Raw genomic sequence first — 9,129 nt, 5'->3', positions numbered from 1 at the left:
CGACCGGCGCGCGCTGCGCCGGCGCGCGGCCGAGCGCATCGCCGAATTCAAGGTCAGCCCGCCGCTGCCCGAGCGCGCGATCGGCACCCTGTCGGGCGGCAACGTGCAGCGCGCCGTGCTGGCGCGCGAGCTGGGCCAGCCGGTGGAGGTGCTGATCGTCGCCAACCCGGTGTTCGGCCTCGACTTCGCCTCGGTGGCCGACATCCACGCGCGCCTGCTCGCCGCGCGCGAGGCCGGCGCCGCGATCCTGCTGGTCAGCGAGGATCTCGACGAGCTGCTGGCGCTGTCGGACCGGATCGCCGTGATGTCGGCGGGACGGCTGGTGTTCGAGACCGAGGCAGCCGGCGCCGATCGCGCCGTGCTGGGTCGCTACATGGCCGGGCACGACGAGGCCGACGAGCCTGCCGCGTCCTCCGGCAGGCCCGGCGCCGCGCACGCGCATCGCGAGCCGGCCCGGCCGGCCGATGCGCCGGGCACCCATCGCTGAAAGAGAGAACATCCCGATGCACTTCGAGGTTCCCGCCCGCCCCGCGCCCTATCGCTACGACCCGGCGCATACCGCGCTGATCGTGATCGACATGCAGCGCGACTTCATCGAGCCCGGCGGTTTCGGCGCCGCGCTCGGCAACGACGTCGCGCCGCTGGCCGCGATCGTGCCGAGCGTGGCCGCCCTGCTCGCCTTCGCGCGCGCCCGCGGCTGGAGCGTGGTGCATACGCGCGAATCGCACGCGCCCGACCTGTCCGATTGCCCGCCCGCCAAGCGCCTGCGCGGCGCGCCCAACCTGCGCATCGGCGACAGCGGCCCGATGGGCCGCATCCTGGTGCGCGGCGAGCCCGGCAACCAGATCGTCGAGGCGCTCGCGCCGCTGGCCGGCGAAACGGTGATCGACAAACCCGGCAAGGGCGCCTTCCACGCCACCGCGCTCGACGCGCTGCTGCGCGAGCGCGGCATCACGCACCTGGTGTTCGCCGGCGTGACCACCGAGGTCTGCGTGCAGACCTCGATGCGCGAGGCCAACGACCGCGGCTACGACTGCCTGCTGGTGGAAGATGCCACCGCCAGCTACTTCCCGGCCTTCAAGGCCGCTTGTCTCGAAATGATAAGCTCGCAGGGCGGCATCGTCGGCTGGACCGCGCCGCTGGGCGCCCTGCTCGAAGCGGCCCCGCTGCCCGCCGCCCCATCCGCCAGCCCACAGCCATGACCATCGAACTGAATCGCCCCGAGATCCTTGCCGAAGTGCGCGCGGCCTTCGAGGCCTACGAGCGCGCGCTGGTCGACAACGACGTGCCGACCATGGACGCGCTGTTCTGGAACGCGCCCGAGGTGGTGCGCTACGGCATCGCCGAGATCCAGCACGGCGGCGCGGCGATCCGCGCCTGGCGCGCGAGCTGCGAGCCGGTGCCGCCCTCGCGCCGCCTGCATCGCACCGTGATCACCAGCTTCGGCGGCGAGCACGCGACCGTCAGCACCGAATTCAGCAGCGACGCCACCTCTTTGCTGGGCCGTCAGATGCAGACCTGGGCGCGCCTCGACGGGACCGACACGCTGCATCGCGGCTGGCGCATCGTCGCCGCGCACGTGAGCCTGATCGACGCGCCCGAGCCGCGAGCCGCGCATTCCTCCACCGGACCCAGCCCAGCGTGAGCGATTCCCCTCTCTCCCCCGAACTCGCCGACGACGAGCAGGCGGTCAATCGCGCCAACCCGCTCGCCGAGCAGGTCTACCAGCAGTTGAAGAGCGATATCTTCGGCTTCCGGCTGCTGCCAGGCGACCGTTTCTCCGAAACCGATATCGCCCGGCATTACGGCGTATCGCGCACGCCGATGCGCGACGGGCTGTTCCGGCTGCAGCGCGAGGGTTACCTGGAGGTGGGTTTCCGGCGCGGCTGGAAGGTCGCGCCGATCGACTTCGCCCAGCTCGACCAGCTCTACGAGCTGCGCATCGTGCTGGAGCTCGCCGCGATCGAGCGGCTCACGGCCGGCGCCGGCAACTGGGCCGATGCGCTGGCCACGCTGCACGCCACCTGGTGCGTCGCGCCCGAGGCGCGCGAGACCGATCCCGCCGAGATGTTCCGCATGGACGAGGCCTTCCACCGCCAGCTGGTGGCGGCTACCGGCAATGCCGAGATGCTGCGCGTGCATAACGAGGTGACCGAGCGGATCCGCATCGTGCGGCGGCTCGACTTCCTGAAGGCGCACCGCACCTCGGCCACCTACGAGGAACACGCCAAGATGATCCGCCTGCTGGAGCGCGGCGCGATCGCCGAGGCCGGCATGCTGCTGCGCGCCCACATCACGCAGAGCCGGCTGGAAGTGCGCAAGATCACGCTGTCGATGCTGGCCGAGGCGCGCGGCAGCAAGCTGCCCTTCGTGCTCTAGCTGCGTGCTCTGGCGCCGTGCTACAGCCGCACGCGCGCGAGCCGTCGCCGATCGACCGGCGCGCGATACCCGGCGCTCAGGCCTCGATCGGCCCCATCGGCCCCTGGCCGCGAATCCACGACCAGTCGGCGCGCTCGGCCATCTCCTTGTCGCCGCGGCTGTCGCCGTAGGCATAGAGCTTCGCGGGCGGCTCGTCGCCCCACCAGGCCGCGAGCCGCACCACCTTCTGCGGTCCCCAGCAGTTCTCGCCGTCCAAGCGCCCCGCGAAGGCGCCGTCCCGCCAGGCCAGCCGCGTGGCCAGCACCGCGTCGAGGCCGAGGGTGGCGGCCCACTTCTCCAGGTACAGCGAGGGCGAGGCGCTCACCAGCACCACCTGGTGGCCGCGCGCCTGATGCTCGCGCACCCGCTCGAGCATCTCGGGACGCACCAGCGTGGGCAGCTCGGTCTGCACGAAGGCGGTGGCCAGCGCATCGAGCTCGCGCGCCGGCATCGGCCCGAAGGCGAACCAGGCGAAGCGCGCCTTGGCCGCGCCGCGCGAGATCAGCCCGGCCTTCATGGCGAGGATCCAGGGCAGCGCGCGCAGGCCCGCGCAGGCGAAACGGCGGGTGCCGACGGCTCGCCGGACGAAGTGCTGGAAGCTGTCGGCGGTGGTGATGGTGCCGTCGAAATCGAAGGCGGCGACGATGCGGTCGGTCATGGATTCGGGAGCGGGAAGAAGCAGGGAAAACAGGGAAACGCGTGCGACCCCGGAAGATAGCAAATTTGCGCGGCCGGCTCGCCAAAACGACAAGGCCGGACCGCACATGCGGCCCGGCCTCTCGCCCGTCGCGGCGAATCCGCGACGGCGCGCGCCGCCTCTCCCGACGGCGCGCTTCCCCTCCTGCAAGCCTCAGATATGGCCCTGGTGCCCCGACACGCCGACCTGCTGCAGCTTCGCATCGGCCGCGGCCGCGTTGCTGGCCGGCAGGTTGCGGCTGAAGCGGCGCGCCCAGATCGCGGTGACGATCGGCACCAGGATCGCGGTGATCAGGCAGGCGGTGGCCACCGTGGCGGTGGCGGCCGGCACCAGCGGCTTGAACCTGGGCACCATCTCGCCGATGATGGCCGGGTTCGCCACCGCGGCGCCCGCGGTCGACGAGGCGGCGATGCCGGCCGTGCCGTTGCCGCCGCCGATGAAGCGGTCGGCCAGGATCAGCGGAATGCCGGTGACGATGATCACGGCCACGCCGAGGATGATGCCCGGGATGCCGCTCTTGGCGATCACGTGCAGGTCGATGCCGTTGCCCAGCGCGAAGCCGAAGAACGGGATCAGCGGATGCACGCAGCGGCCGAACAGGTCGCGCAGGTCGCGATCGAGGTTGCCCAGCGCGAAGCCGATCAGGAACGGCAGCACCGCGCCCACGAACAGGCGCGGCTCGAACACCGCCACGCCGGCCGCGCCGAGGATCGTCATGCTGACCAGCGGCCCCGATTCGAGCGACATCAGCACGAAGGCGCCGGCCTCCTCACGCGTGCCGTACTGCTGCATCACGGCCGCGTAGAGCCCACCGTTGGTCATGTCCATCGAGGCCACGATGGCGAGGATCGAGAGCCCGGCGAACAGCCCCCCCTTCACCCCGTCGTCGGGAATGAACTGCGCGCAGATCAGGGTGACCAGCCAGGCCACCAGCGTCTTGGTCACCACCAGGGTGCCCGACTTGCGCAGCACCACCCCGGTGGCGCGCAGGTCGATGGTGGCGCCCATGCAGAAGAACCACACCGCGAGGATCGGCACCGTGCCGGCGATCAGCCCGTTGGTAAACGAGCCGAAGTATTTCCCCGCATCCGGCGCGAAGGTGTGGACGCAGGCGCCCAGCACCATGGGCACCAGCATCAGGCCGCCCGGTACGCGATCGATCGCTTTTTTGATATTCACAAGGTTCTCCATCCATGGACGTTCGCGTCCGTTGTCGAATCCGCCGTCTCCCCGACGTGATTTCGGAACGTTATTCCATTCTGTGATCGCCTTACATCGCGGTTAACCCTGCAATTGCCGACCGTCACTCAAGCAAACCATCGGCCGTCCCGCCCGTTTCGAAAAAATACCTGGAACAACGTTCCGATTTTTATTCGGCTGTGATCTAATGCGGAACACGCAAAGGGGCCCCGGCGCCCCGCCTCATCGATCCCCAGGAGACAGCAGATGGAAGTCCGCCAGGCCATACACAGCGAACACGCGAAAACCCTCGATACCGCCGGCTTGCGGCGCCACTTCCTGGTCGAACAGGTGTTCGAGGCCGACGCGCTCAAGCTGACCTACAGCCATATCGACCGCATCATCGTCGGCGGCGCCTTCCCGGCCACCCGCGCGGTGGAGGTGCCCAACGCGCTGGGCAAGACCATCGGCGTGGAGCACCTGCTGGACCGGCGCGAGCTGGGCGCGATCAACATCGGCGGCGACGGCTGGGTGGAGGTGGACGGCCAGCGCCACGCGGTGCGCTTCGAGGAGGCGATCTACATCGGCCAGGGCACGCAGTCGGTGGTGTTCGGCAGCGACGACGCCGCCCGGCCCGCCAAGTTCTACCTGAACTGCGCGCCGGCCCACACCCGCTACCCGACGCGCGTGATCACGCTGCAGCAGGCCTCGCCGGAAACGCTGGGCGACCCGTCCACCAGCAACCGCCGCACCATCTACAAGTTCATCGTTCCGGAAGTGGTGCAGACCTGCCAGCTCTCGATGGGCATGACCAAGCTGGAGCCGGGCAACCTGTGGAACACCATGCCCTGCCACACCCACGAGCGCCGCATGGAGGTGTATTTCTACTTCGGCATGCAGGAGAACTCGGCGGTGTTCCACATGTGCGGCGAGCCGCAGGAAACGCGCCACATCCTGGTCCACAACGAGCAGGCGGTGATCTCGCCGAGCTGGTCGATCCACTCGGGCGTGGGCACCCAGGCCTATACCTTCATCTGGGGCATGGTCGGCGAGAACCAGGTGTTCAAGGACATGGACCACGTCAAGATCGGCGATCTGCGCTGAAGCACGGCCGCCCGGCCCGCGCCGGGCGTCGCCCGATCCATCACTGGCAATCGAGAGGAACCCCATGCCAGCCAATTTCTTCGACCTGACCGGCAAGGTCGCGGTCGTCACCGGTTGCAATACCGGCCTGGGCGCCGGGATGGCGATCGCGCTCGCCGAGGCGGGCTGCGACATCGCCGGCGTCAACCGCGGCGCGCCCACCGAGACCATGGCGCGCGTCGAATCGCTCGGCCGCCGCTTCCTCGACCTGCGCGCCGACCTGTCGAGCACGCAGCCGATCGACGACGTGGTGAACGCCACGGTCGAGGCCTTCGGCCGCATCGACGTGCTGGTCAACAACGCCGGCATCATCCGCCGCAACGACGCGCTCGCGTTCACCGAGGAGGACTGGGACCTGGTGATCGACACCAACCTGAAGACGGTGTTCTTCCTCGCGCAGGCGGTGGCGCGCCAGTTCGTCAAGCAGGACGGGCCCGGCAAGATCATCAACGTGGCCTCGATGCTGTCGTTCCAGGGCGGCATCCGGGTGCCCTCCTACACCGCCTCGAAAAGCGGCGTGCTGGGCTTGACGCGCCTGCTCGCCAACGAATGGGCCTCGCGCGGCATCAACGTCAACGCGATCGCGCCCGGCTACATGGAAACCAACAACACCACGCAGCTGCGGCACGACGCGCAGCGCAACGAGGAAATCGTCGGCCGCATCCCGGCCGCGCGCTGGGGCGTGCCGGGCGATCTGGCCGGCCCCGTGGTGTTTCTCGCCTCGCCCGCCTCCGACTACGTGCACGGCCACACGCTGGCCGTGGACGGCGGCTGGCTGGCCCGCTGATTCAACTCCGACCCGGGACGCGCTATGCTCACGCCTGAATCAAATTCGAGGGATGGTCTGCACATGGAAGCGATGCTCAGGCGCCGGAAGGACGAGGCCGCCTCCCGGGCGCGGAACGACGAAGGCGGCGAGAAGACGGAATCGGCCTCGGCCGCGGGCAAGGTGTTCGCCGTGCTGGAAGCGCTCGGCGCGCACGGGCCGATCGGCATCAGCGAGCTGTCGAACCGGCTCGACATGTCGAAGACCACGGTCCACCGTTTTCTGCAGACGCTGAAGACGCTCGGCTTCGTCGCGCAGGAGGACGAGACCGAGCGCTACCGGCTGACGATCCGGCTGTTCGAGCTCGGCTCGCAGGCGCTGGAGAGCGTCGACCTGGTGCGCGAGGCGGACGTGGAGATGCGCCGCATCGGGCGCCTGACGCGCGAGGCGCTGCACCTGGGCGCCTTCGACGAAGACCACATCATCTACATCCACAAGATCGACGCCGACTACGGGCTGCGCATGCACTCGCGGATCGGCCGCACCAATCCGCTCTACAGCACCGCGATCGGCAAGGTGCTGCTGGCCTGGATGGCGCCCGAGGAGGCGCGCGAGGCGCTCTCGCGCATCGAGTTCCGCAAGTCCACGCAGAAGACGCTGGCCTCGGCCGAGGCGGTCTGGAGCATCCTGCCGCACGTGCGCGAGCAGGGTTACGGCGAGGACAACGAGGAACAGGAAGACGGTCTGGTGTGCCTGGCGGTGCCGGTGTTCGACCGCTTCGGGCGGGTGATCGCCGGGCTGTCGATCTCGTTTCCGACCATGCGCTGCGGCGCCGACACCAAGGCGCATTACGTGGCCCTGCTCAAGCAGGCGGGGCAGGTGATCTCCTCGAAGCTCGGTTATCGCGGCGAGCCGCTCTGAGCGGCGGCGGCGCGCCAGCCCGAAGCCAGGCACGACGAACGATCAGGCGGCCCGGCGGGCCGCCTTTCTTTTTGGCGCGGGCGCGCGCCCTCAGCGCGTGGCCATCACCACCGCCGCGCCGGCCATCATGGTGGCGCTGGCGCGGTTGGCCACCTTCACCGCGCGGCGGCTCCTGAGCAGCCGGCGCGCGCGCACCGCGAGCAGCGCCCAGCTCAGGTCGACGGCGGCCATCACCACCAGCATGGTCAACGCCAGCTCGGCCCAGGCCAGCGGCCCGACATGGGAGAGGTCGACCAGCGTGGGCAGCAGCGCCACATAGAACACCATGATCTTGGGATTGCCGAGCGAGACGGTGAGGCCGGCGGCGAACATGCGCAGCGGCGACTGGCCGCTCGGCAACTGGCCGTCGTCGACGGCGGCCGGCGCGAGCCACATCTTCACGGCCAGGAACAGCAGGTAGACGATGCCGGCGATCTTCAGCAGCAGGAAGGCGGTCGCGAAGGTCTTGGCCAGCGCGGCCAGGCCCGCCACCGCGAAGCTCATCCACAGGATCTCGCCGATCCACATCGCGGCCAGGAACGGCAGCACGTCGCGAAAGCCGTTGCTCATCACGCGCGCGACCAGGGCGGCGATCCCCGGCCCCGGCGAACCGGCGGCCACCATCAGGGCCAATGCGAATACCAACAGGGCGGACAGCGCCATCGAAGCCTCCAGGACAGACGGCGGCGCACCGGGGCGATGGCTCCGGCAAGGCGCCGCGAGCCGCCATCTTAGCGCAGCCGCGTGCGGCCCTGGCCCGGCTTGGCCGCCATCGCCGCGTGGCTGTCGCCGGCTTGCCGTTGCTGGCTTGCCGCTCCCGCGCTGCCTTCGATACCCTGCCCTCGCCGCAGGCCGGCAGCAGCGCGGCGGCGCGCGGGTCGATGAGCGCGCCGCCGGTTTGCCTGCCTGCTCCCTCGTGCCAAACCCCTTCGCCTCGCCTGCCCGCCTAGCGCGTATTGGCTTCCGCCTGGTGAGGAATCCCCTCGATCGGACATTCGGGCGTGCCCGGCATCGGCCGCGTGATCGCCTCGGCGGCCGCGCGCGCCTTCTGCGGATCGTTCACCCAGTCGCGATAGAAGCCGAACGGGCAGTCGGCCACGCCATGCACGCCGTCGCCCGAGTTGATCGTGCCGGTGTAACCGCGATGCAGCAGCTTGTAGAGATGGTTCTGCGACTGCAGGTTGCGGCGCGCGTCGCGGATCTGCGAGACCGACAGCTCCGCGTACTGCACGCCCATCTCCTCCTCGCCGCATTCGCCGAGCGTGCGGCCGTCGAAGCCGACGATCGCCGAGTGGCCGAAGTAGGAATAGACGCCGTCGAAGCCGGCCGCGTTGGCCACCGCCACGTAGGTGTTGTTCATCCAGGCCATCGCCTTCGAGACCAGCACCTGCTGCTCCTTGGCCGGGTACATGTAGCCCTGGCAGCGCACGATCAGCTCGGCGCCCTGCATCGCGCAGTCGCGCCAGATCTCGGGATAGTTGCCGTCGTCGCAGATGATCAGGCTGATCTTCAGGCCCTTCGGCCCGTCCGTCACATAGGTGCGGTCTCCCGGGTACCAGCCCTCGATCGGCGTCCAGGGCATGATCTTGCGGTACTTCTGGACGATCTCGCCCTGGTCGTCGATCAGGATCAGGGTGTTGTAGGGCGCCTTGTGCGGGTGCTGCTCGTGGCGCTCGCCGGTGATCGAGAACACGCCCCACACCTTGGCCTGGCGGCAGGCCGCCGAGAAGATCTCGGTCTCCGCGCCGGGGATGGTGGAGGCGGTCTCGTACATCTCGGCCTCGTCGTACATGATGCCGTGCGTCGAATACTCGGGGAAGATCACCAGGTCCATGCCCGGCAGGCCGCGCTTCAGGTTGCGCGCGAACCCCGGGTAGGGCGCGCCGGCATGCCCCTCGATACGCACCGCGTGGCCGGCATCGCGCGCGTCCTCGGCCAGCCCCGCCAGCATCGAATCGATGTCGAT

General features: G+C 69.5%; 10 protein-coding genes and 1 pseudogene. 7 read left to right on the top strand and 4 right to left on the bottom strand.

The window, feature by feature from the left end; all coding sequences use genetic code 11:
• The 4 genes and pseudogenes from F3J18_RS33595 to F3J18_RS33580 form a co-directional block, all read left to right on the top strand.
• Positions 1 to 487 (top strand): annotated as a pseudogene (locus F3J18_RS33595) (ABC transporter ATP-binding protein); the annotation flags it as partial.
• A gap of 16 nt (positions 488 to 503) precedes the next feature.
• Positions 504 to 1,202 (top strand): isochorismatase family cysteine hydrolase, encoded by a 699-nt coding sequence (locus F3J18_RS33590; protein ID WP_166916416.1) that lies wholly within the window; start codon positions 504 to 506, stop codon positions 1,200 to 1,202.
• On the top strand, positions 1,199 to 1,645 hold the full coding sequence (gene hpxZ, locus F3J18_RS33585; protein WP_103690304.1) for an oxalurate catabolism protein HpxZ: 447 nt from the start codon (positions 1,199 to 1,201) through the stop codon (positions 1,643 to 1,645). The genes F3J18_RS33590 and hpxZ overlap by 4 nt, the downstream gene beginning before the upstream one ends.
• On the top strand, positions 1,642 to 2,379 hold the full coding sequence (locus F3J18_RS33580) for a GntR family transcriptional regulator (protein ID WP_025099254.1): 738 nt from the start codon (positions 1,642 to 1,644) through the stop codon (positions 2,377 to 2,379). Before hpxZ ends, F3J18_RS33580 begins: the two co-directional genes overlap by 4 nt.
• A 76-nt stretch (positions 2,380 to 2,455) precedes the next feature.
• On the opposite strand, the gene F3J18_RS33575 is transcribed toward F3J18_RS33580, so the two are convergent.
• Positions 2,456 to 3,076 (bottom strand): HAD family hydrolase, encoded by a 621-nt coding sequence (locus F3J18_RS33575; protein WP_025099253.1) that lies wholly within the window; start codon positions 3,074 to 3,076, stop codon positions 2,456 to 2,458.
• Between the two features lie 192 nt (positions 3,077 to 3,268).
• Positions 3,269 to 4,294 (bottom strand): 2-keto-3-deoxygluconate transporter, encoded by a 1,026-nt coding sequence (kdgT, locus tag F3J18_RS33570; RefSeq protein ID WP_025099252.1) that lies wholly within the window; start codon positions 4,292 to 4,294, stop codon positions 3,269 to 3,271.
• Between the two features lie 267 nt (positions 4,295 to 4,561).
• Here kdgT and kduI point away from each other — a divergent pair, with 267 nt between their 5' ends.
• From kduI to kdgR, 3 genes are all read left to right on the top strand, one after another.
• The gene (gene kduI / locus F3J18_RS33565; protein WP_025099251.1) at positions 4,562 to 5,398 is read left to right on the top strand and encodes a 5-dehydro-4-deoxy-D-glucuronate isomerase; all 837 of its coding nucleotides are present in this window, start codon (positions 4,562 to 4,564) and stop codon (positions 5,396 to 5,398) included.
• Between the two features lie 64 nt (positions 5,399 to 5,462).
• Positions 5,463 to 6,224 (top strand): 2-dehydro-3-deoxy-D-gluconate 5-dehydrogenase KduD, encoded by a 762-nt coding sequence (kduD, locus tag F3J18_RS33560; RefSeq protein ID WP_025099250.1) that lies wholly within the window; start codon positions 5,463 to 5,465, stop codon positions 6,222 to 6,224.
• Between the two features lie 63 nt (positions 6,225 to 6,287).
• Entirely contained in the window at positions 6,288 to 7,124 is an 837-nt protein-coding gene (kdgR, locus tag F3J18_RS33555; protein ID WP_013698618.1) for a DNA-binding transcriptional regulator KdgR, read from the top strand.
• Between the two features lie 90 nt (positions 7,125 to 7,214).
• Here kdgR and F3J18_RS33550 read toward each other — a convergent pair whose 3' ends face one another.
• Both F3J18_RS33550 and F3J18_RS33545 read right to left on the bottom strand, forming a co-directional pair.
• The gene (locus tag F3J18_RS33550; protein WP_036050180.1) at positions 7,215 to 7,826 is read right to left on the bottom strand and encodes a LysE family translocator; all 612 of its coding nucleotides are present in this window, start codon (positions 7,824 to 7,826) and stop codon (positions 7,215 to 7,217) included.
• 283 nt (positions 7,827 to 8,109) lie between these two features.
• The gene (locus F3J18_RS33545; RefSeq protein ID WP_345892541.1) at positions 8,110 to 9,129 is read right to left on the bottom strand and encodes an aliphatic amidase; all 1,020 of its coding nucleotides are present in this window, start codon (positions 9,127 to 9,129) and stop codon (positions 8,110 to 8,112) included.

Origin of the sequence: Burkholderia sp. Ax-1720, from assembly GCF_011753035.1 — a bacterium.
GTDB lineage: Bacteria > Pseudomonadota > Gammaproteobacteria > Burkholderiales > Burkholderiaceae > Burkholderia > Burkholderia gladioli.
The sequence above is the reverse complement of the archived record's forward strand: the minus strand, read 5'-3'. Positions and strand labels throughout refer to the sequence as shown.

What these genes read in the sequence shown, in the direction of transcription:
- F3J18_RS33550 (WP_036050180.1), bottom strand. Translation starts at nt 7,826, where the DNA reads ATGGCGCTGTCCGCCCTGTTGGTATTCGCATTGGCCCTGATGGTGGCC.
- F3J18_RS33590 (WP_166916416.1), top strand. Translation starts at nt 504, where the DNA reads ATGCACTTCGAGGTTCCCGCCCGCCCCGCGCCCTATCGCTACGACCCG.
- kdgR (WP_013698618.1), top strand. Translation starts at nt 6,288, where the DNA reads ATGGAAGCGATGCTCAGGCGCCGGAAGGACGAGGCCGCCTCCCGGGCG.
- F3J18_RS33575 (WP_025099253.1), bottom strand. Translation starts at nt 3,076, where the DNA reads ATGACCGACCGCATCGTCGCCGCCTTCGATTTCGACGGCACCATCACC.
- kduI (WP_025099251.1), top strand. Translation starts at nt 4,562, where the DNA reads ATGGAAGTCCGCCAGGCCATACACAGCGAACACGCGAAAACCCTCGAT.
- kduD (WP_025099250.1), top strand. Translation starts at nt 5,463, where the DNA reads ATGCCAGCCAATTTCTTCGACCTGACCGGCAAGGTCGCGGTCGTCACC.
- hpxZ (WP_103690304.1), top strand. Translation starts at nt 1,199, where the DNA reads ATGACCATCGAACTGAATCGCCCCGAGATCCTTGCCGAAGTGCGCGCG.